We start from the raw sequence: 22,616 nt of genomic DNA on the forward strand, positions 1-22,616 counted from the left end.
TATGATTACAAACTATGACTGATAATAATGATAACCTCGGTAAAATCCTGGAAGATATTGGCTTGCAACCTGAACCCATCGAATACGGGTCTTTTCATATTGATTTTGGACCTCCGTATCTGCCTATCTCAACAGGTTTCGCAGCGATAACTGAAACTAAGCAATTTATTTTCTATTTGAATTTTGGTTTTCATGTGTCGCCTGAACGACGAATTGACGTTTTACGCTGTGTTAGTCGCGCTAATTGGGGATTGATAATAGGGAATTTTGAGTTCGACATGGACGACGGACACCTTCGTTTTAAGTCAAGTGTTGACCTTGATGGCGTTGACTTGATTGATTCCTTGATACGCAACGCAATTTTGGGCGCGATGAAAGCTGTTGAAACACATTCCGAATCGTTGATAAAAACTGCGATTCCCAGGTAAAAATCCGATATAAAGCTTTCGCGCATTCCCAAGCTCTTTCTGGTTCCCACGGTCCTCCGTGGGAACCCATACCATGGCTGTCGAGGCAAGACCGGTGTGCATTCCCACGGTGGACCGTGGGAACGAGTCCCGTGGTACGATGTGCGTACCACGGTAACCCTTACCGATGTTAATTAAGCCAATGTGATTTGACCTGAGTAGGGATTCGGTGCTTAGGATAAACATAAATCGGCATTTTTTCGGTACTTATCCTCAATATAATTCAATGAAATGACTCAATGAACGTAGACTTCGTTAACCTTGAAATAGCGCTTAACTGGTTGAAATCCTTTATCGAAGATTGCCTATATTCACGCCTTAGAAAACCCTCGGAGATTGAATTAAACTCATTGAGTTTATATAACAGCAAATCGTGGCTGACTGAATTCATAGAAAAATACAACCCTAGCCTGGAAGAGTTTGTCATACTGTTGCTCGCTATCGTTCCTCACCTACAACCTCATTTCTTCAACAAACTGATTGCCGAATTTCTCCCCGAAGGCGGCGACTTCCCCGAATTCGGCGGCGTCAAAGGCACTAATCACCGAGGCATTCTACCGACCGGCGAAACCGTGCAATTCATACTAGCAGGGGACGATCTGGAAAAACGTCTCGAAGTTCAAAAAATCTTCAGCGACGACCATTGGTTCGCTAAACAAAAAATTCTGCGGCTCGACCCGGTACCCGAAGGCGAGCCGATCATGAGCGGGCGCTTGATGCTCGACCCTGAAATCGTCGAATGGTTGACGCTCGGCACGGTTAGCAAACCGCGCTTCAGTATCGACTTTCCGGCCGAATATATCGAAACCGAAATGGCTTGGGACGACTTAGTATTGCCGCCGTCGACCTTGAAACAAATACGCGAAATCGAACATTGGATCGAATACAACGATACCTTACTGCAAGACTGGGGCATGAAGAAAAAGATCAAGCCGGGCTATCGGGCGTTATTCTACGGACCGCCCGGCACCGGCAAAACCTTGACTGCGACACTGCTCGGCAAGCAGACCGGCAAGGACGTGTTTCGCATCGACTTGTCGCGCGTCGTGTCGAAATATATCGGCGAAACCGAAAAGAACCTGTCGCGACTGTTCGACAAAGCCGAGAACAAAGATTGGATCTTGTTCTTCGACGAAGCCGACGCGCTGTTCGGCAAGCGCACCGACATACGAGACGCGCACGATAAATACGCCAATCAGGAAGTCGCTTATTTATTGCAGCGCATCGAGAACTATAACGGCTTGGTGATCCTGGCCTCTAACCAACGGGCCAATATCGACGAGGCATTCGTGCGGCGCTTTCAGGCCATCATTCATTTTCCCATGCCGGGGGCGGAAGAGCGTTACGAAATCTGGCGCAAAACGATTCCCGAACAACTCGAGGTCCATGTCGACATCGATTGGCGTCAGGTGGCGAACCGCTACGAATTGTCGGGCGCAAGTATATTAAACGTCACGCACTATTGCGCGGTTGAAATCATGGCGTCGCAAAGCACAAGGCTCGACTTAAGAAGACTGGAAACCGCGATCCAGCGCGAATTTATTAAAGAGGGCAAGGTCGTTTAGATTTTGTACTACCCACATATAAACACGCGTTATCTATCCTCACGTCCTACTTCCTGTACCTCCAAGGCTTGGTTCCCACTGGCAGCCGTTCAGTGAAAAGTCTGCTAAAAATCGCTGTGGATATCTTGCAATTCGAAGGTGGGCTGGAACAGATGCCTTGGAATATTTTGGAAAACCAACACCTCGGCAAAGTGCGCAATACGCTAGAAGAGCAAAAGAAATCGCCTATACACCTCTTATCAATTGCGTGCTCAGGTGGCTCACATAGCCCGCAGTAACTACAACTCTCAGAAATTAGATATAATGAGCCCGGGTGCCGGTATAACCTTGGTATATAGTCATTTGATTTCCCTCGTCAGCGAAATTTCTTAACCACCCCTTCAATTTGCCGCCTGACTCCATGCTTTTATAAGATGCATGGCTTTGTGACAGAATCGCTTACAATTACCGATATCTGATGGAAAAACTCAAGGAAACCATTGGAATGATTAACTGAGAAAATGGACTAAATGAAATTCAACGAAGATACGCGCGTCAAGATCCCAGCCATTTTGCATTTGATTCGATTGGGTTACGACTACCTGTCGCTGAAAGAGCAGCAGTGGGACATCGACACCAACATCTTTCCAGTGCTGTTCCGCCAAGCTATCGCTAAGATCAATCCGGAACTCGACGACGCCGACATCGGCCGCTTGCTGGATGAAGCCAAACTGACACTGGATAACGACGATCTGGGACAAGCGTTTTATCAAAAGCTGACGGACCGCTCCGGTATCAAACTAATCGATTTTGAAAACTTCGATAACAACTCGTTTCATGTCGTCACCGAATTGACTTGCCAAAACGGCGAAGAAGAATTCCGCCCCGACATCACGCTGCTGATCAACGGCATGCCGCTGGTGTTTATCGAAGTCAAAAAGCCCAACAATCGCGAAGGCATATTGGCCGAGCGCGACCGCATCAACAAGCGTTTCCAAAACCCCAAATTCAAGCGTTTCATCAACATCACCCAATTGATGCTGTTCTCTAATAACATGGAGTACGACGAAGACGAGGTACAGCCGATACAGGGCGCGTTTTACGCCAGCCCGGCCTATGGCAAACCGGCGTTCAATTATTTCCGCGAAGAAGAAGTGCTCAATTTGACCGCACTACTCGAACCGCTAACTGAGCAAACCGAACTCCGTGTTCTGAAAGACAATAACTTGGAAGTGATTCGCAGCAACCCGGAATTCATCACCAACAAAGACCCCAACCGCCCGACCAACCGGATTTGTAGCTCATTACTCAGCCGTGAGCGTTTGGCGTTTATACTGCGTTTTGCCTTGACCTATGTGCATGAAACCGACGGACTGCAAAAGCATGTGATGCGTTACCCGCAACTGTTTGCCACCAAGGCCATCGAGCGCAAATTAAATGAAAATATCAAAAAAGGCATTATCTGGCACACCCAAGGCAGCGGCAAAACCGCGCTGGCCTATTATAACGTGCGCTTTTTGACTGACTATTTTCAACAAAAACACATCATTCCCAAATTCTATTTCATCGTAGACCGGCTGGATTTGCTCACTCAGGCCAAAAGTGAATTCAGCAGTCGCGGTTTGATTGTCCACACCATAGATACACGCGAAGCCTTCAGCCGCGCCATCAAAGCCACTCAGGTGATCCACAACCACTCCGGCAAGCCGGAAATCACCGTGGTCAATATCCAGAAATTCGAAGATGACCCCAATGTGGTTTCAACCCAAGATTACGATGTCAGCATCCAGCGCGTGTACTTTCTGGATGAAGTGCATCGCAGCTATAACCCCAAAGGCAGTTTTCTCGCCAATCTGGACGAGTCCGACCGCAACGCCATCAAAATCGGCCTGACCGGCACCCCGCTGCTCGGCACCGATTACAACTCGCGCATGTTGTTCGGCGATTACATCCACAAGTACTACTACAACGCATCTATTGCCGACGGTTACACCCTGCGTCTGATCCGCGAAGAAATCGCCAGCAACTATAAACTGGCGCTGCAAAAAGCCTTGGCCGATGTGCAGATTCAACAAGGCGACCTCGACAAAAAGCAGGTATACGCCCACCCCACTTTTGTCGAGCCCATGCTGGATTACATCGTCAGCGACTTTGAAAAAAGCCGTGGCGCATTGAATGATGCGGCGATTGGCGGCATGGTGATTTGCGACAGTTCCGAACAAGCCAAGCAACTATTCGAACTGTTCAACGCCAAATACGCCAAACCATCCGTACCCACAGCGCAAGCCGCCAACGACGGTGAGTTCATCGAACTAAAACAAGCCGCCGAACCCAAAGCCGGATATGAGAACACACGAGCCAATCAAGTTACTTCCGCCGCGCTGATTCTGCACGATGTAGGCAGCAAGCAAGAGCGTAAAGACTGGGTGGAGGATTTCAAAGCCGGCAAAATCGACTTTCTGTTTGTTTACAACATGCTGTTGACCGGCTTCGACGCCAAACGCCTGAAAAAGCTGTATCTGGGCCGGGTGTTGAAAGCCCACAACCTGTTGCAAGCCCTGACCCGCGTCAACCGCAGCTACAAAGACTTTCGCTACGGCTATGTGGTGGACTTTGCCGACATCAGCAAGGAATTCGACGAAACCAACCGCCGCTATTTCGAAGAACTGCAATGCGAGCTGGGCGATGAACTGGAACAATATTCCAAACTGTTCAAGAGCAAAGCCGAAATAGCCGCCGAGATTGAACACCTTAAAGACGTGCTGTTTCACTTCAATCTGGATAACGCCGAGGAGTTTTCCGGGCAGCTCAATCAAATCAATAACCGCGAACAAGTGCTGGCGATCAAAAAGGCACTGGCCGACGCCAAAAGCCTGTATAACCTGATCCGCTTGCAAGGCGAATACGACTTTTTGCAGCAACTGGATTTTGAAAAGCTCAACTGGCTGTATCGGGAAACCAGTAACCGTTTGGACTTGCTCAATCTGAAAAAGACCCTGGAACAAGGCACAGATACCGTCAATTTGCTGAATGTCGCGCTGGAAGACGTGATTTTTCAGTTCACCAAAATCGGCGAAGAAGAGCTGGTTCTGGCCGACAAACTGAAAAACACCCTGCGCCAGACCCGCGAAGCCTTGGCCAGCAACTTCGACCAGCAAGACCCCAAATTCATCACGTTAAAAGAAGAACTGGAACGGCTGTTCAAGAAAAAGAATTTGTCGGAAGTGACCCAGGAAGAAATGAACGCCAACATTCACACCCTGAATAAAATCCACGAGCGGGTTAAGGAATTGAACCGACAGAACAACCAATTGCGGCAAAAATACCAAGGCGATACCAAATACACTCGACTGCACAAACGCCTCATCGAACACGGCGGCATTTCGGATTCCGAGCGAAAAATCTTCGAAGCATTTACCGGTATCAAACAGGATGCCGACCAGCAAGTGCTGCAAAACACCCAAATGCTGGATAACGAAAGCTATTTCGAACGAACCATGATGCCGATTGTCATCAACCGCTTTATGAAACAACAAGACATCAAACTCAATCCCGACGCCAGCCGTTATATCAACCATCTGGTAGTCGCCGAATACCTGAACGAATTTAACAGCGGAGCCCGTGCGTGGTAGAACTGGAGTTTCAACAAAAAACCAAAAGCCTGATCGACAGCCTGAAAGCCATTTGCGCCAACTACGGTTTGGGCAACGACGGTAATGAATTCAAAATCATCACCCAGACTTTTCTGTATAAGTTCTTAAACGACAAATTTGCGTTTGAGGCCAAAAAGCTCGACGAATCCATCGCCAAAGCCGACAAGTGGGAAGAGGCGCTGGCCAAGCTCAGTGCAAACGATCTGGAAATGCTGCAATTGCAAATGGGGCCGGATACCGCGCGCCTGAAACCCAGCCATTTCATCAACTACCTGTTCAGCCAGCAAAACGCGCCGGATTTCGCCAAACTGTTCGACGACACCCTGATCGACATCGCCATCAGCAACAACGACGTGTTCGCCGTCAAAACCGACGGCGGCGCGAAGGTGGTGCTGTTCGACCGCCTCAGTCAATACATTTCGGACGATGCCAAACGCGACGAATTTTGCCGTGCCCTCATCAACAAACTGGTGGAATTCAGCTTCGAGCGCATTTTCAATCAGAAATTCGACTTCTACGCCACCATCTTCGAATACCTGATCAAAGACTACAACAGCAACAGCGGCGGCAAATACGCCGAGTATTACACCCCGCATGCCGTAGCCCGCATCATGGCCGCGATTCTGGTGCCGGTAGACCAGCAAGACATCGTCAAAAACGTCAGCGTTTACGATCCGTCGGCGGGTTCCGGCACCTTGTTGATGAACGTCGCCCACGCCATCGGCGAAAACCGCTGTTCAATTTTCACTCAGGACATTTCGCAAAAATCCTCCAACCTGCTGCGGCTGAATCTGATTCTGAATAATCTGGTGCATTCCATCCCCAATGTCGTGCAGGGCAACACCCTGCTGCACCCCACGCACAAGGACGGCAGCGAGTTGAAGCGCTTCGATTACATCGTTTCCAATCCGCCGTTCAAAATGGACTTCAGCGATTTCCGCAATGATTTGGACACTAAAGCCAACAAGCCCCGTTTTTTTGCCGGTATCCCCAAGATCAAGGCCAAGGCCACCGACAAAATGGAAATATACCAGTTGTTCCTGCAACACATCATTTACTCGCTCAAACCCGGCGGAAAGGCGGCTGTGGTGGTGCCGACCGGCTTCATCACGGCCCAATCCGGCATCGACAAGGCTATTCGCATGCATCTGGTGGATAAACTAATGCTGGCTGGTGTCGTCTCCATGCCCAGCAACATCTTTGCAACTACCGGCACCAACGTCTCCATTCTGTTTATTGATGCCGGCAATAAAGACAAGGTTGCGCTGATCGATGCCTCGAATCTGGGGCAGAAAGTTAAAGAAGGCAAAAACCAGAAAACCGTGCTGAGCACGGACGAAGAGCAGCGCATTATCGACGTGTTCAATGCCAAACAGACGGAAGAAGATTTCTCGGTGGCCGTCAGCTACGACGACATCGCCGCCAAAAACTACTCGCTCAGTGCCGGGCAGTATTTCGATGTCAAGATTGAATATGTCGATATCACGCCGGAGCAGTTTGCCGAGAAAATGCAGGCGTTTACCGACAATTTGGACAACCTGTTCAGCCAGTCGCGGGAATTGGAAGTGGAGATTAAAAAGCAGTTGACCAGGTTGAGATATGAATAATATTCGTTACCTCAAAGAAGTATCTGAAGTCATTACCAAAGGGACAACGCCTACGACTGTTGGTGGTGTATTTACGGATGAAGGAATTAACTTTGTAAAATCAGAAAGTATTTGTGATTCAAAATACCTAGACTCATCAGTATTCATGAAGATTGATGAAGAAACTGATGAAAAACTAAAAAGATCAAGGTTGCAAGAAGGAGATCTTCTGTTTTCAATTGCAGGTGCCTATTTAGGAAAAATTTCTATTGTTAGAGCTGAAGATTTGCCCGCAAATACTAATCAGGCAGTTGGAATTGTAAGGCTTAAAAATGAATTGGTAGACGTAAGTTACCTATACTATTTTTTTAGTCAAACTCAGATTAATTCTTATATTAACAAGCTTTCTGCTCAATCATCTCAGCCAAACCTTAATCTGGATTTGCTAGGTAGACTGAGCTTTAATTGTTTGGCTCTTGATGAGCAAAAAAAGATTTCTAGCATCCTATCTGCAATCGACGCCAAAATCGAACTCAACAACCGCATCAACGCCGAGCTAGAAGCATTGGCGAAGACCTTGTATGACTACTGGTTTGTGCAGTTCGACTTTCCCTTCGACTTCGCGTCCTGCCCTGAGCAAGGTCGAAGGGAAGGCAAGCCCACCGCCAACGGCAAACCCTACAAATCCTCCGGCGGCAAAATGGTCTACAACCCAATCCTGAAACGGGAAATACCGGAGGGGTGGGAAGTTGCTGTTGTTGCAGAGATATTAGGAAAAACACCGGCATCAAACAAAGTTTTAAATCAGGAAATACTGGCCGATGGCTCTATTCCGGTTATCGATCAAAGCCAAGATTATATTTGTGGATTTACTGACGATATAACAGCATTGATAACACCAACGCAGCCCCATGTAGTTTTCGGAGATCACACACGCGTAGTAAAACTGGTTAACTTCGAATACGCACGAGGTGCTGATGGCACTCAAATATTGCTGTCTAATGATGCGAGAATGCCAGGTTATTTGCTATATCAGGTTGTTTCAGATATTGATTTATCAAACTATGGGTATGCTAGGCACTTCAAGTTCTTGAAAGATTATAAGATTATTTTGCCTAATCAAACAATTGCTGCCCGTTACCATGAAGTTGTGGCGCCTTGTTACGAAAAAATTAAGGGAGGGATATTCGAGAATCAACATCTAATGCGGCTTCGTGACTGGCTTCTCCCCATGTTGATGAACGGCCAAGTCACCGTAAAATAATCAACGGATTGAATATGAGTTATCAGGCAAAATTTACCGGCTGGCAAAACCTTACCCTCGAAGACTTGGTGGTGGCTTACCGCAAGGCTAAGGCGGATTGCTTCTTCGAGAACACTTTTCCCACCGCCATTAAGTTTGCCGAGTATGAGCAAGACCTGTTGACTAATTTGAATGTGCTACTCTCCAGCCTGCAAACCAGCAAAGGTTTCGCGGAGAACGACGGTTATTTGGGCGAATTTCGCCTGCTACCCAAGAAGCTGTCATTCAAGCCCAAAGCGGATGCCGGCAATGGTCATGTGCATTTTTCGAATCCGGAGCGGGCTTTCGAGCATCTGACAAAAAATAACGATCTAATCCCCGAGTTTCGGATCGTCGGCGATTTTCCAGTAGACAGCCACATCATTTCCACCTTGTGGATCAATATGGTCGGGCATAAGTTTGATGCCTGTTTAGACGACAACTGTTACGGCGCACGACTCAGGCGGATACGCAACGATGAATTGCTCGACAAGCACGCGCCTAAGTCGTTTCATATCAGTGCAATTGGTTCGTTCACTCCCTATTTCCAGCCTTATCAACAATGGCGTAACGATGGCTTGCAAGCCATACGCGGGGAATTGGAGAAAGATCGCGACATCATCGCGGTCTCGCTGGATTTAAAAAGCTATTACCATTTTGTCGATCCAACGGCACTGGCATTGCCGGATTTGCATCGGGAATTAGGCTTGGAATTAACGGACGAAGAACAAGTGTTTACCCGGCAATTGGCGGAATTTCTGACTAAATGGGCTGAGCAGGCAGACCGATTTGCACAAAAAACGATTCATCGCAAAGCGAAAATTGCTGGTGGTTTGGTGATAGGCTTAACTGCCAGTCGAATTGTTTCCAATGTGTTGTTGCATCGTTGGGATTGCCTGATTAAGCAGAAGCTGGCACCCGTGCATTATGGGCGTTATGTGGATGATATGTTTCTGGTACTTCGCGATACAGCTACGATTGCTAACAGCGATGACTTTATGATGTTTTTGCAGGAGCGTCTGGGCAAAGACTGTATTTTTCAGGACACCGGATCAAAAGTTAAAAAAGGCGAATCCAGCAAAATCTGGCAGATTCAACAAGGCAAAGAATTACAGGGTTCGTCACGAATCATGCTGCAATCGGATAAGCAGAAACTATTTTTGCTGCAAGGCCGAGCAGGTCAAGATTTGCTCGACAGTATCGAAAAGGAAATATATGAGCTGTCCAGTGAGCATCGTTTGATGCCATCGCCGGATCAATTGGAGGACTCGACAGCTGCTCGTGTTTTATCGGCAGCTGGCAGCGTTGGCGAAAACGCAGATGCGTTACGTAGGGCTGATGGTCTTACCATTCGCCGCTTAAGTTGGTCACTATATCTGCGCAATGTCGAAACCTTGGCCCGTGATTTACCGGCGCATGAGTGGTCGGCTCAGCGTGCTGATTTTTATCAGTTTGCGCATAACCATATTTTGCGACCAGACAGTTTGTTCGCGCATTTCAACTATCTGCCGCGATTGTTGGGTTTTGCGATTCACCTGAACGAGTGGCATGAAGCCGAACAGATTGTATTAAGAGCCTATGAATCACTTGATCAGTTGAAAGCGGTAGTTCAACAAGGTGGAGCCATTGTCGTTAATGGCGTTGAGGTAAAGGCCGGCAAGGATTTGTGGGGTTATTTAAAGGGCACATTAACGTGGTTATTTATTGACGCGGCGACACGTTATTACGATCCCGATCAATTGCTATCCGATCAGCGATCACCGAAAGAAAAACGATTGGCTGAACTGTTTCTGGCGGGTATTTTCCAAGGTTTGGTTGAGTTTGAAAAATTGCTTGAAATCAAATTTGGCTTTGAAGAGTTTCATCAGAAGGCACCTTTGGTGGCAATGGCTGATCTGGCCAAGGAACCTTACAAACACATTTTGAAGAGCCGCTCTGCAAGTGGTTTGCTTAGTCGGCGTGATGGTAAGAAGGAAAGTCGAATTCTAAAACTGATGAAATCGGCTGACCTGATTAACACGGAAAACCTAGAACGGTTCTTGAAAACGACCCAATCAAGTCGGCTTGCATCAGTTGAGCCACGTTTTCGTAAAATTAAGAGTTACTTACCTTATCTGTTTCCGACGCGCCCACTTACAGCTTTGGAAATCTCGGAGCTTGCCCCGGAGTGCGTTGGACTGCGACAAGCCGATGGCAAAATATCCCAAGAAAAGCCTTCAGTCATTTGGGCCAAATATACCCAAGCGATACGAGGCGTTTGGATAAAACCGACCTTGATCGCTACGCTCCAGGATGGAGCAGAGAGCAAAAAACGTTCTCGACCCGCAAAGTATGTTCATGTTGGAACTGACAAAAAGCGGAAAATTGTTGTCGCTTTGACCAATTTTAAAACCGACGATAGCGATTGGGCCGCGATGGCGTGTAATAAGTCCAACCTTTCACGCTTGCGCTACCGCCGAATTGTCGATTTGGTAAATCATGCGATTAAGTTAAATCCAAAACCCGATTATTTATTGTTTCCAGAGCTTTCACTGCCATTGAAGTGGGTTGATAGCGTAGCTGCCAGACTTTGTTCAGCCGGAATCAGTTTGATCGCCGGAACCGAATATCGACACTTCGCCAAAGATGAAATTCTTAGCGAGGCCTGTCTTGTGTTGACCGACAACAGGCTTGGTTTTCCTGCTGCCGTCAGAATTTGGCAGCCCAAACTTGAACCGGCGGTTGGTGAAGACAAGGAACTTACTGCTAAGTTTGGTAAGAAATGGGCGTATTCGAGAATCAAAGATAAAGCCAAACCGGTGTATATCCACAATGGTGCTCATTTTGGTGTGATGGTTTGTTCCGAGTTGCAAAACAGTAAAGCAAGGGTGAAATTTCAGGGGGAGATTGATGCGTTGATGGTATTAAGTTGGAATCAGGATTTGGAAACCTTCGCCTCATTGGTTGAATCGGCGGCATTGGACATTCACGCCTACACCATTTTGGTGAATAACCGTAAATACGGCGATAGCCGTGTCAGGTCTCCAGCTAAAGAATCCTTTATGCGCGATTTGGCAAGGGTTCGCGGCGGTGACAATGATTTTGTCATTGCCGCCACGTTGTATATTGATGAATTACGAGCTTTCCAGAGCCGGGCAAAACGTTGGCCGCAAGAAGGCGATAAATTCAAGCCTGTGCCGGAAGGATTCAGATGGGCCAAAGGTCGTCGGCGATTGCCGCCAAAATGATTGATTAACCTCAGTTCGGGATAAAAGAATCATTTACACCAATGGATTAAGGTAGTATCAGGCGGCTCTGGAAGAAGTGTGCGCGGCAGGGATGCCGCGCTCAAGCCTCCATGGACGGATTCACGGCGTCTTCTGGAAGAGATGCCTGATACCGCCTGACTTCTTAACCTGAACTCAGGTTAATTATTCAGACCCCAATAATTTTTTATGACTATTAAGCCTTGCTCGAACGGATCGGGGTAGCGGGATTGCGCCCGCTACCCCGATCCGTTCATATTCCGGCGATAAACTAGGACAATAAAAACCTATTAGCGCGGGTAATTTCGACAACCTAGAACGGCTCCCAAAATTAAAATCGGCCGAGGTCTCTGAATAATTACGTGCTTAGCAAGAAGTTAACAGGTGCTACATGTTGCTCAAGCAGCATACGAGCTGAAGCCGGGGGAAGCTTATACACGCGAATTTTTTGCAAGGCGCTTATCACAGCTTGGTTTTCGCAGATTTCAGTTGAGACTTTGTGAAGGTAATCTTTTCGAGCGTTGGCTATTTCTTCAAAGACTTAGACGCCAATGATGAACTTGACGCGATACCTTTAATTCAATTCGATTTTGAGCATCTCAGTGAAGGGCAGCGCGCTTTTACTACCCTTTACCCTCTCAACGGCAAATATTGAGTAAAGTACAAGGGCATGACGATATTGGTTTGCTCTAGTGCAGAAGAGCCTTGTGTGCCGGTTAACTTGAAGGTTTTGCTCGGTGCGCACTTATCAATGTAGGATGCCAGCGATTTTGCCCGTGTGCGTTTGCCGCTTTTGACCTCGACTGGGACGATATCACCTTCATCCGTTGCTAGGATAAATTCAATTTCAGCGCGGGCGTCATTCCAAGAGTAATTTGGGTCAACGCCAATGGCGGTGAGTTCTTGCTGAACAAAGTTTTCTGCCACATATCCCTTGTACTCGTAGTTTTGCTGTTTGATTTCCTTATAACTGCTACCTAGCATATGATTGAGCAGGCCCACATCAAACAAAAACAGCTTGACCATATTCTCTTTTTTAAAGGCCGCGAGAGGCGATTTCGGCCGCCCTTCAATGGGATAATTCGCTAATGCCAAGCGGCAACACGTTAACCAGTGGATAGCGGTTTCAAAATCGCTGTAACGAGATTTACGCTCATGCACATGTTTAAATTTAAAACGCTTAACGGATTCATCGGAAACCAGCGATAGTTGTGAAGGAATGCTATTGAATACGGATTCAATCAGCGTTGCATCGACCTTTCCTGCGTATTTACCAAAATCGCGACGATAACCTTCGACTAAATCAGCATGAATTTTAGAGACCTTTTCAACGCGCTCTAAAATGCTCGACTCTTTATATTGATACCAAGCAGCAACCGCCTCAGGCATGCCACCGGTAAAAAAGTAGTCCGTCAGCTTATCCATTAATTTGCTGTGTACTGCTGGGGAGCTTGCTTGGCTATCAAAGGCTTTGATCAGAGCCTGTTCCTTTGATGCATAAATAAATTCTTGGAAAGTCAATGGCCGTAAATTGTATTGTTCCACCTTGCCAACAGGAAAAGTGTTCAGCAAACCAATGTTCGAGCCACTGGCCGCCACAAAATAGGACGGTGCTTTTTCGGCAAAATACTTTAATGAAGTAACGGCGCGTTCACATTCGCCAATCTCATCCAAGATCAGCAGATCAGTTTCTGGGTTAAACACTTGGTTGGTCAGCAGCTCAATGTTCATCAACAATTCGTCAGGTGACAGTGAGCCATCGAATGCTTCTTTGTAAGCATGATTTTCCAGAAAGTCGATACGAAGGATATTGGCAAAGGTGTTGCCAAACAACTCTTGCAGCAGATAAGTTTTACCCGTTTGCCTAGCACCATCGATCAATAAGGGCTTGCGCATGGGTTGCGTTTTCCATGCCATTAAAGCGTTGAGTAAGGTGCGCTGCATCGTCTTTTCCTGCCAGTAAAGTTGTTAACTGGCCAATACTATAGCTCACTTTACACTTTTATGCGCGTAAAAGTGTGGATTTTATCATTTATATGCGCGTAAAAATGTGATTTCAGCTCTGAATACATAGAAATTTCGTCAATCAGCCTTGAAGGCGAGGCTCTCCCTCGCCGTTAGCTGCAAATTTTTACGCTTGCCTGATGCAAGGCAGCAGCTGAAAATGACCTTGCGCTATTAAGGTGGTTACTGCGGCCACCAATGGTTGTTGGAGTTTTTACACGCACAAATTGGCACAGCGCCTAATGTGCAAACAGAGAAAAGCAATGGAGCGAAACACCCTGCAATAACTGGGGGCAGAGTAAAATTAATTCTAGCAAAACGATTAACCGGAGCGCGTTTATAATACGGTTTTATTTTTCAGTTTTACGTGCCGCGCCCGGTTAGCTTTTCTTTATGTTTAGCAACGATGCAAGGGAACTGGATGAATAGCAGACAAGCGCTTCGGATACTATTGTCCGCGCTGACGGTGGCCTCAATTTTTGGCGTATTCGCTGGCAGTAATGAACCTATACTTGGCACCTAGAGGCAGCGCAAAAGAGACAACCTGATTAGCAAGATGCTTCAGCTTGCCGAAACCAAGTGTCCAAGCAGGGGCCAGTCGTAGTCGCAAAAACTAAAATATGCTGTTACCCAAGCTCCAGCTTGGGTAACCTGTTCAGGAAGCTCTAGCTTCCCGACAATCAAGAAAAATTGAACGAGCGAGTCGCGGGGTTGATTGAGAGTAAGCGGAGGTTGTGTCGGTCTCAGGAAGCTCTTGCCCTGAGCGCAGCCGAAGGGGGAGCTTCCGGGGTGTTTTTCCCAAGCTGGAGCTTGGGAAAGAGCGTGATGTGGGTGGCCGTTTTTAGCTTGACGCGCATGGCTTACGAACCCCGTCTTTTTAGGGGTTATGCTGATCTTTGGGCTTTAGCTGAAGAAACTTACTAATCAGGAAAGACAATAGAAGATGCCTGTTTTCAGTTCGAGTGGAGGCCAGGCGAAAATGGATATGAAAAGCATGAAAGCTAGCACGGTACTTCAGATGACCCGCTGCATCGCTCCTGTCGTCGCTATGCGGCAGCGGCCGCCTGAGTTTAATCATTAAAGCATCACTGGGAGGAAATATGATAAGTTCTTTGTATGCTGCGATGTTGGCCCTATTAATTGTCTGGTTGTCGCTTCGGGTCATAAAGTTGCGCCGGGAAAAGAAAGTGCGTCTCGGCTTTGGAGGCGAACCTGAACTCCAGGCTGCGATCCGAGCTCAAGGAAATGCAACAGAATATATCCCCAATTCTCTCATCTTGCTCGTTCTGCTTGAATTAAGCGGGGCTCATGCAGTCCTCGTGCATTCCGGCAGTATTGCCGTGCTCGTGAGTCGCATCTTGCATGCAAGGGGCTTGCTGACCGAAAGCCTTCGTTATCGCATACTGGGAATGCAAGTTACCATTTTTACATTAATCGGTTTGGCAGTAGCCAACCTCGCTTACGTTGTGTTCAGCGGCTTACGGATGCTCTAACATGGCGCTCAAAGGGGACGTGCCGCCTCATGGCGGTTTTTGAAGTTTTGTTATTTATCAAGCTTTGGGGATTAGCGTCACAGTGACTGAATTTGTGGCCGGGAGAATCTGATGACCATTACGAACAAGCAATCCGGTACCAACGTGCACGAAATTGCCGACGGGATCTATCGCATCAACACGCCGATTGTGATCGAAGGTGCGGGTGGGTACTCATTCAATCAATACCTCATCATGGACGATGAACCATTGCTCTTCCACACCGGCCCGCGAAAATTGTTTCCATTGGTGCGTAAAGCGGTTGGTACCGTTTTACCGGTCGAGAGCCTTCGCTAGATTGCGTTTTCCCATGTCGAAGCTGACGAATGCGGATCGCTCAACGAATGGCTCGCCGTCTCCCAGCATTAGCGCATGGCGTGGAGACGGGGCGAAACTGCTTCATGCGCTTGCTAACGAGCTATCTGCATGACTGGATCTATGCAACGCATGAATCCTATCCTTATTAGCCTACTGGAGATTAGAGTATCTAAACATGTTCGGATTCGATAAACAAACACGTAACCAATTACGCGCAAACAGCGCGCTCGTTTTAGCAAGGCGTTAGGCAATTGGAACAATGGAAGCCATACCATACAAAGAGTTATTGAGCATTGTTGCCATCGTATTGACTTTTCTGGCGACGGCTCCTTACATATACTCCATTTTGAAAGGTGCGACCAAACCGCATGTCTTTTCTTGGGTGATTTGGGGTACAACCACCTTTGTGGTTTTTCTGGCGCAACTTCATAACAAGGGCGGCGCAGGAGCATGGCCAGTCGGGGTATCGGGGGTTCTTACGATCTTCATTGCCATCCTGGCTTTCGCAAAGCGTGGGGATGTGACGATCACAAAAACGGATTGGTTATTCCTAATAACGGCGTTATCTTCTTTACCGCTGTGGTACTTCACCTCGGATCCGCTCTGGGCGGTTTTCATTCTCACAACAGTGGATGTGCTGGGGTTCGGCCCTACGATTCGCAAGGCCTATCACCAGCCGAAATCCGAGCCGTTAAACTTTTACGCTTTGTTCGCCATCCGCAATCTGTTTGTTGTTATGGCGCTTGAACACTATTCAGTGGCAACCGTACTATTCCCTGCCGTTTTGGGGCTAACATGCGTATTCATCATGGCTTTGATGATGTACCGCAGACTAGCTATTGTTGACGTCACTCAAGGACACTAATGATGAGCGAGAAATCCGTAACGTCCATGAAGGCCAACCATCGCCCCGGCAAATGAAAGTTTAACCGCGTAGCCCGGATGGAGCGCAAGCGCAATCCGGGGCGTTCGAGGCCACGCAATCCCCGTATTCCGCTTACGCTGCATACGGGCTACGCGCTTGGGAATGAGCGAAGTCTAATGAACTTCGTAAAGATTATTTTAAATCAATCGTCATCGTTAGTCTCTACAGTCGTTTCCCAACCGCCGCCTAAGGCTTTGTATAACGCCGCGAGCGCGGTTGCGGTCGCTGTTTCGCTTTGGGCTAGACTGCTTTGATCCTGCAGCAGTCTCGATTCGATATCCAATACCGTCAGAAAATCGCTGAGTCCGGCATTGAAGCGCAAGTGAGCGAGTTCTTGGGCTCTTTGACTCGCCTCGGCCGCCGCAGCCAGCAGTTTGCGCCTGGCGCGTTCCTGATTGTATTGGATCAGCGCGTTTTCGGTTTCTTCCAAGGCATTCAAAACGGTTTGTTCGTATTGCGCCAAATCGGCTTCGGCATGCGCATCGGCGGCATCAATACGTGCCAGCACGCGGCCGAGATCCAGCGCCGCCCAAGTAATTCTCGGACCCGCCGAAAAAGCGTCCGAACCGCCCGTAGCGAGTCCCGATAAGGAACTGGCTTCGAGTGCGATCGAACCGACGAAGGTGACGCGCGGAAAAAGATCGGCCGTCGCGACGCCGATGCGTGCAGTCGATGAGGCCAATGTGCGTTCGGCGATGCGGATATCGGGGCGGCGGCGCAGCAGTTCTGCCGGTGAGCCGATCTGTATCGTTTCGGGTAATTTCGGCAACGGGGCAGGGCGCGACAATCGTTCGGTCAGTGCGCCGGGAAATTGCCCGGTCAATACGCTCAAGCGGTGTATCGTTTTTTGGATCGCACTTTTTAGGGGCGGAATACCGGCTTTTGTGGCTTCGAGTTGGGCAAGCGCTCTCGATGTGTCGAGTTCGGTGCCTCGACCGTTGACGAGCCTGGACTGCGTGATTTCGGCTGTTTCGGCCTGATTCTCGGCGTTTTTTTGTGCGACGGCCAATTGATTTTGCAAGCCCCGTAACTCGAAATAATTACGCGCGACTTCGGCGATAAGGCTGACGCTCAAATCGCGCAGGCTCGCTTCTTGTGCGTCGACTTCGTCGTCGCTGGCTTCGACGCTGCGGCGAACGCGGCCGAACAAATCCAGCTCCCAAAAGGCATCGAAACCGATGTTATACAGTTTTAATTCGCGCGGCGCGAAGGTGCGGTTATTCATCGCGCCGAAACTGCGTTTCTGGTCGGTATAGCTCGCTTTTGATGTGATCGCCGGCAAAAGATCCAGACCGGATTCCAAATACAGTGCGCGCGCTTCCTCGAGATTGGCATAGGCCGTTTTCAGGTCGTAATTGTGCTCGACGGCTTGTTCGACCAAGTCATTCAACTGGCTATCCTCGAACAAGGTCCACCAGTTAAGCTCGATGCCTTCCTTAGAAAATTCAGGATGGACGGCCTGGCCGAATTCTTGCGGCGTTTCGATAAAGGGCAGTCGATAATCGGGACCGACTGCGCAGGCGCTGAGCAATGTCAGGCATAACGAAGTCAGACCCAATCCGAGATTAGACCGCGCCCGGCCGCTATTCGTAAAAATGACTTGTTTCATCATTCAGAATCCGATGTAGAGTGTTGCGGATTTGGTTTCCGCGAAGAAAACAGACGTTGGACCAGTCCCTGCACGCTGACATAGAACACCGGCGTCAACAACAGGCCGAACAGCGTGACGCCGATCATGCCGCTGAATACCGCGGTGCCCAGCAAGCGTCGGGATTCGGCGCCGGCGCCTTGCGCCAGCACCAGCGGCAGCACGCCCATGATGAATGCGAACGATGTCATCAGAATCGGGCGTAGCCGGACGCGCGAAGCATCCATGACGGCTGCGAAGCGGTCGAGTCCGCTTTCCTGGCGCTGTTTCGCGAATTCGACGATCAGGATCGCGTTTTTGCTGGCCAACGCGACCAGCACGATGAAGCCGACTTGGGTAAAGATGTTGTTGTCCATGCCGCTGAGCCAGATGCCGGTCATCGACGACAAGATACACATCGGCACGATCAAGATGATCGCGAGCGGCAATGACCAGCTTTCGTATTGTGCGGCGAGCACCAGAAATACGAAGACGACGCTGAGCGGAAACACCAGGAACGCGACGTTGCCGGCCAAGACTTGCTGCAGGCTCAGTTCGGTCCATTCGTAGCCGAAGCCGGGCGGCAGTTGTCGGTCGAGCAAGCGGCTCATGATATCGATGGCTTGGCCGGAACTGATTCCGGGCAAGGTGCCGCCGTTGATTTCGGCGGCCGGATACATGTTGTAGCGCGTGATCTTGTCCGGCCCGGTGATTTCCTTGATGTCTACGAGCGAGCCGAGCGGCACGATGCCGCCGGCCGCGTTCCGGGTTTTCAATTCGGCAATATCTTCCGGATGCATTCGGTATTCGGCGTCGGCTTGCGCGACGACTTGGTAGGTCCGCCCGAAGCTGTTGAAGTCGTTGACGTACATCGAGCCCAAATAGATTTGCAGCGTTTCGAAGACTTCCTTCAACGGCACATCCATCGCTTTCGCGCGGGTCCGGTCGACGTCGAGAAATAATTGCGGCACGCCGGCCCGGAAGGTCGTGAATAATCCGGCAAGTCCGGATTGTTGGTTTCCTTCGGCGATCATCTCATTGGCGACGTCTTGCAAGGCATCGATGCCGGCGCTGGTACGGTCCTGAATCTGCAGTTTGAAACCGCCGACTGAGCCCATGCCACGCACCGGCGGCGGCGCGAATACCGCGATATGCGCATCGGGTATTTGCGCAAGACGTTGCTGCAGTTTTTTGATGATCTCGTTGGCATGCAGTTCGGGTTTGCCGGCGCGGTCCGTGAAGCTGTCCAGCGGGGTAAACATCGTCGCGACATTGGACTGATTGGCGCCGGTCAGAACCGACCAGCCGGAATAAGCAATCACATGCGCGACGCCTTCGGTATCGAGAATGATGCGAGTGGCTTCCTTGACCACGTCCTGCGTGCGGCTCAATGATGCGGCATCGGGCAATTGCGTGTACAGAATCAGATAGCCCTGGTCTTGTTGCGGAATGAAACCGGTCGGCACTTTTTCGAAGGCCAGCCAGTTCAGTCCGTTCAGTCCGACATAGAGCGTCAATACCAAGGCGGTCATCCGGATCAAGCGGCCGACCAGGCGCGCATAGCCTTCTCCGAAGCGATCGAAAAAGCGGTTGAAGCCGACGAAAAACCAGCCGAACACCCGGTCGAGCAAGCGCGTGAAGGCATCCTTGTCGCCGTGCGCGCGGTCCAGCAACAATGCGCACATCGCCGGGCTCAAGGTCAGCGAGTTCAATGTCGAGATCAGCGTCGAAACCGCGATCGTCAAAGCGAACTGTTTATAGAACGCGCCGGACACACCGGTGATGAAGGCGGTCGGTATGAACACCGCGACCAACACCAGCGTCGTCGCAATGATCGGCCCGAGAACTTCCTCCATCGCCTTGCGCGTCGCGTCTCGGGCGCTCATGCCCTCGGCGATATGACGTTCGACGTTTTCGACGACGACGATCGCGTCGTCGACGACGATGCCGATAGCGAGCACCAATCCGAACAGCGACAAGGTATTCAACGACAAGCCCATGGCGGCCATCACGGCGAAAGTGCCGATCAACGACACCGGCACCGCGAGCAGCGGAATGATCGCGGCGCGCCAGTTCTGCAGGAAGACGATAACCACGACGACGACCAGCAGCAGCGCTTCGAATAAAGTCATGACGACCGCATCGATCGATTGCTGAATGAACACGACCGTGTCGTAGACGAGCGTGTAGTCGAGGCCCTCCGGAAAGTGCGTCTTCAATTTTTCCATCTCGGCTTCGATGGCTTTCTTGGTGTCCAAGGCATTCGAGCCGGGTAATTGGAAAACGGCTAGGCCGACCGTTTGTTCGCCGTCCAAATACAAACTGGAGTTGTAATCCTTCGCGCCCAATTCGATACGCGCGACGTCCTTGAGACGCGTGATTTTTCCGTCGGAACCTTGCTTGATGACGATGTCGGCGAATTGTTCCGGGTCGGTCAACCGGCCCAAGGTGCTGACCGTGTATTGATAGTCGGTCGCTTCCGGAGACGGTTGTTGGCCGACCACGCCGGCCGCGACTTGTGTGTTTTGTTCGCGCACGGCATTGACGACATCGCTTGCAGTCATGTTGCGCGCAGCGATTTTTTCCGGGTCCAGCCATAGGCGCATGCTGTAATCGCGCGCGCCGAACACGAGTATTTCGCCGACGCCGGGCAGCCGCGCGAGCGTGTCCTTGATTTGCAATAATGCGTAATTGCTCAGGTAGACGCTGTCATAGCGTTGATCCGGCGAAATCAGGTTGACGACCAGGCTGAGGTCCGGGCTGCGTTTCTTGACGCTGATGCCTTGACGCCGGACCTCCTCGGGCAGTTTCGGTTCGGCCAGCGCGACTCGGTTTTGCACCTGGACCTGTGCCTTGTCGAGGTCGGTGCCGGGTTTGAACGTAATCGTCAGCGCCATATTGCCGCTGTTGGTCGATTGCGACGACAAATACAGCATGTCTTCGACGCCGTTGACCTCCTGTTCGATCGGCGTTGCGACCGTTTCGGCGACGACCGCGGCATTCGCGCCGGGATAAACGGTGCTGACCATCACGGTCGGCGGCGCGATTTCAGGATACTGGGCGATCGGCAATGCGATCAGCGCGAGCCCGCCGACCATGACGATCAGGATCGACAAGACCGACGCGAAGATCGGACGATCGATGAAAAAGTGTGTAAATCGGTGCATGATTTTTTATTCTCCGCCAAACGTGATGGGCTCGGGCGCGACTTTGGCGCCGGGTCTGACTTTTTGCAGACCTTCGATCACGACTTTGTCTTCGGCCGTCAAGCCCTCGGAAATGACGCGCAAGCCGTCTATGCGCGCGCCCGGAATCACCTTACGGTATTCGGCCTGATCGTCTTGATTCAATACCCAGACGAAGCGTTGTGCCTGATCGGTACCGATAGCGCGATCCGGCAGCAATAGCGCCGGATAGGGGGCACCGCCTTGTATGCGCACGCGGGCGAAAAAGCCCGGACTCAACAGATTATGGGTATTTTCGAAAACGCCTCGCAAAGTCACGGTGCCGGTATCGGTATCGGCGCTCGGCGCGATATAGTCGAGCGTGCCGCGATGCGGAAAATCGCTTTCGTCGGTCAAGCTCAGTTGCATCGGCATGCCTTGAAGATTCTCGCGGCCGCTGAGTTGACGTTTGTATTTCAATACCGAACGCTCGTCGGCGTCGATGTAGACATAGACCGGATCGATCGAGACGATGTGGGTCAGCAGCGTCGCGGCGCCGCCGCCGTTGACGAGATTTCCGGTCGTGATCAATTCGCGCCCGACGCGTCCGTCGATCGGCGCATGAATACGCGTGTATTCGAGATCGAGTTTGGCTCGGTAAACGTTCGCTTCAGCGGCTTGCACCGCAGCGGACGCTTCGCGAAGGCCCTTGCTGCGCCCGTCGTATTCCTCGATGGATATCGCTTTGGCTTTTAATAAATTTTCCGCGCGCTCGAGGTCGTTCTGTGCGAGTTCTCGTTTGGATTTGGCTCTTTCCAATTCGGCCTGAGCCAGATTCAATTGAGCCTGATAGGGCTTCGGGTCGATCGTGAACAATAAATCGCCTTTTTTGACTTTTTCGCCGGCGAAGAAATTGACCTTCTCCAAATGACCGCCGACCCGCGCCCGAACTTCGACTGCTTCGATCGCTTCAATGCGGCCCGTGAATTCGTCCCATTCGGTGACATCACGGAACAACGGGTGCGCGATTTTGACCTTGGCCGCCGGCGGAGCTTGAATTTCGGCCTTGTCGCCGCAACCGGTCAGCGCGATCGCAATAGCCGTGATGACCCAAAACGCCAGCAGACTTGGCGACAAAGACGGAATGTTTCCACCGCTTGTAAGCGAAACTTCGTTGATGGAGGGGCGATATATCGTAAGGGCTGATTCGGTTTTTGGATTCATCGGTAAGGCGACCTCGATCGCTGCGGATTAAAAGGTAATACAAAT

13 protein-coding genes are annotated in these 22,616 nt (G+C 50.1%); 9 read left to right on the forward strand and 4 right to left on the reverse strand.

The window, feature by feature from the left end:
- Nucleotides 1–14 precede the first annotated feature (14 nt).
- The 6 genes from WJM45_RS09865 (at nucleotide 15) to WJM45_RS09890 (ending at nucleotide 11,759) form a co-directional block, all read left to right on the forward strand.
- A complete protein-coding gene (locus WJM45_RS09865; RefSeq protein ID WP_341328766.1) occupies nucleotides 15–428 on the forward strand; it encodes a YbjN domain-containing protein in 414 nt (137 codons plus the stop codon).
- A 278-nt stretch (nucleotides 429–706) separates the two neighbouring features.
- Complete coding sequence (locus WJM45_RS09870; RefSeq protein WP_341328767.1) at nucleotides 707–2,032, forward strand: ATP-binding protein; 1,326 nt, start codon at nucleotides 707–709, stop codon at nucleotides 2,030–2,032.
- A gap of 509 nt (nucleotides 2,033–2,541) precedes the next feature.
- Nucleotides 2,542–5,643 (forward strand): type I restriction endonuclease, encoded by a 3,102-nt coding sequence (locus tag WJM45_RS09875; RefSeq protein ID WP_341328768.1) that lies wholly within the window; start codon nucleotides 2,542–2,544, stop codon nucleotides 5,641–5,643.
- Complete coding sequence (locus WJM45_RS09880; protein WP_341328769.1) at nucleotides 5,637–7,271, forward strand: class I SAM-dependent DNA methyltransferase; 1,635 nt, start codon at nucleotides 5,637–5,639, stop codon at nucleotides 7,269–7,271. Before WJM45_RS09875 ends, WJM45_RS09880 begins: the two co-directional genes overlap by 7 nt.
- Entirely contained in the window at nucleotides 7,264–8,514 is a 1,251-nt protein-coding gene (locus tag WJM45_RS09885; protein WP_341328770.1) for a restriction endonuclease subunit S, read from the forward strand. The genes WJM45_RS09880 and WJM45_RS09885 overlap by 8 nt, the downstream gene beginning before the upstream one ends.
- Before the next feature lie 14 nt (nucleotides 8,515–8,528).
- Nucleotides 8,529–11,759 carry a hypothetical protein gene (locus WJM45_RS09890; RefSeq protein ID WP_341328771.1) on the forward strand — a complete coding sequence of 1,077 codons (3,231 nt, stop codon included), beginning with the start codon at nucleotides 8,529–8,531 and terminating at the stop codon, nucleotides 11,757–11,759.
- Nucleotides 11,760–12,407: 648 nt separating this feature from the next.
- Here WJM45_RS09890 and WJM45_RS09895 read toward each other — a convergent pair.
- Nucleotides 12,408–13,721 (reverse strand): AAA family ATPase, encoded by a 1,314-nt coding sequence (locus WJM45_RS09895; protein ID WP_341328772.1) that lies wholly within the window; start codon nucleotides 13,719–13,721, stop codon nucleotides 12,408–12,410.
- A 1,160-nt stretch (nucleotides 13,722–14,881) separates the two neighbouring features.
- Here WJM45_RS09895 and WJM45_RS09900 point away from each other — a divergent pair.
- From WJM45_RS09900 to WJM45_RS09910, 3 genes are all read left to right on the forward strand, one after another.
- Nucleotides 14,882–15,274 carry an MAPEG family protein gene (locus WJM45_RS09900; protein ID WP_341328773.1) on the forward strand — a complete coding sequence of 131 codons (393 nt, stop codon included), beginning with the start codon at nucleotides 14,882–14,884 and terminating at the stop codon, nucleotides 15,272–15,274.
- A gap of 111 nt (nucleotides 15,275–15,385) precedes the next feature.
- Nucleotides 15,386–15,610 (forward strand): hypothetical protein, encoded by a 225-nt coding sequence (locus tag WJM45_RS09905; protein ID WP_341328774.1) that lies wholly within the window; start codon nucleotides 15,386–15,388, stop codon nucleotides 15,608–15,610.
- A 280-nt stretch (nucleotides 15,611–15,890) separates the two neighbouring features.
- The gene (locus WJM45_RS09910) at nucleotides 15,891–16,496 is read left to right on the forward strand and encodes a hypothetical protein (protein WP_341328775.1); all 606 of its coding nucleotides are present in this window, start codon (nucleotides 15,891–15,893) and stop codon (nucleotides 16,494–16,496) included.
- A 202-nt stretch (nucleotides 16,497–16,698) separates the two neighbouring features.
- On the opposite strand, the gene WJM45_RS09915 is transcribed toward WJM45_RS09910, so the two are convergent.
- From WJM45_RS09915 to WJM45_RS09925, 3 genes are read right to left on the reverse strand one after another with little or no spacing between them, the layout of a single operon-like run.
- Complete coding sequence (locus WJM45_RS09915) at nucleotides 16,699–18,168, reverse strand: efflux transporter outer membrane subunit (protein WP_341328776.1); 1,470 nt, start codon at nucleotides 18,166–18,168, stop codon at nucleotides 16,699–16,701.
- The gene (locus WJM45_RS09920) at nucleotides 18,165–21,350 is read right to left on the reverse strand and encodes a multidrug efflux RND transporter permease subunit (RefSeq protein ID WP_341328777.1); all 3,186 of its coding nucleotides are present in this window, start codon (nucleotides 21,348–21,350) and stop codon (nucleotides 18,165–18,167) included. The genes WJM45_RS09915 and WJM45_RS09920 overlap by 4 nt, the downstream gene beginning before the upstream one ends.
- Before the next feature lie 6 nt (nucleotides 21,351–21,356).
- The gene (locus WJM45_RS09925; RefSeq protein WP_341328778.1) at nucleotides 21,357–22,571 is read right to left on the reverse strand and encodes an efflux RND transporter periplasmic adaptor subunit; all 1,215 of its coding nucleotides are present in this window, start codon (nucleotides 22,569–22,571) and stop codon (nucleotides 21,357–21,359) included.
- Nucleotides 22,572–22,616 lie beyond the last annotated feature (45 nt).

The organism is Methylotuvimicrobium sp. KM2, from assembly GCF_038051925.1.
Classification (GTDB): Bacteria; Pseudomonadota; Gammaproteobacteria; order Methylococcales; family Methylomonadaceae; genus Methylotuvimicrobium.